This window comes from Acinetobacter sp. 809848, assembly GCF_000581275.1.
Taxonomy (GTDB): Bacteria; Pseudomonadota; Gammaproteobacteria; order Pseudomonadales; family Moraxellaceae; genus Acinetobacter; species Acinetobacter pittii.
On record NZ_JEXG01000160.1, the window covers coordinates 1 to 889 of the forward strand.

1 protein-coding gene, 1 tRNA gene and 1 pseudogene are annotated in these 889 nt (G+C 36.9%); all 3 read right to left on the reverse strand.

All coding sequences use genetic code 11. From position 1 onward, the window contains the following. Positions 1–395, reverse strand: a 395-nt coding sequence (locus tag J536_RS24550; RefSeq protein ID WP_032064197.1) for a TonB-dependent receptor plug domain-containing protein, incomplete at its 3' end; no start/stop codon positions are given. Positions 396–569: 174 nt separating this feature from the next. After that, positions 570–645 (reverse strand) — tRNA-Glu (locus J536_RS24555). Between the two features lie 121 nt (positions 646–766). Continuing rightward, a pseudogene (locus tag J536_RS26395) lies at positions 767–889 on the reverse strand (hypothetical protein); the annotation flags it as partial.

Consider the following 889-nt stretch of genomic DNA (forward strand, 5'->3'; position numbering starts at 1 on the left):
TTTGGATAACCACGGTTAATTGGGAATCCATTACGATAAAATTCACCGCTAGTGAAACCACGGAGATTAAAGCCTGTTAAGCCTTGGCCACCAAAGTTATTAGCGCGAGTCACACCACCAGCTAAATCAAGCGCTTCGATTAAACGTGTCGCGCCAATATCTTCAATTACTTTTTGAGTCACTACACGGACAGATTGTGGTGTATCTTTTAATGCGATTTCACTACGTGTTGCGCTACTTGAACTATCGACTTTATAAGTTTGGTCAGCTGCCTGTTGAGCTTTAATCTTAATCGTAGCGAGTGTGGTTGAAGGCTGATCTGTTTCTGCGAAAGTACTTGAGATACAACAGAGTTGAGCGATGCTCAGGGAGAGGAGGCGAAGCTTAAGATCCATTTAAAACCTTGTTGATAATAAATATCAGTATAAAAATAAGAATTATTATATTGTAAATCTATGTAAAGGAAATACTGGATCGGTGATATATATGTACAAGTGTATTTTATTTGGAAATACAGAAAATTAGAAATATAAAAATAAAATAGAAAGGAATTTTATAAGAAGAGAATATGGCGTCCCTACGGGGATTCGAACCCCGGTTACCGCCGTGAAAGGGCGATGTCCTAGGCCTCTAGACGATAGGGACGTTTCAGAGGTGGGCGTATATTAGGTCGATTTAATAAAAGTGTCAAATAGTTTTCTGAAGAAATATTAAAAAAAACAGTCAAGCGATTAAAAATAACTCAAATTGTAGAAAATATATACATTTAGCCCTCATTTTTCTGAAAAGGTTCAATAATTGCCTTTATAACCGACGGATGTTGTAAATATCCTAAAATCTCATGCGGCTGGTTGGCGAAAGTATAAATTTTCTGATTAATAATGGCAGG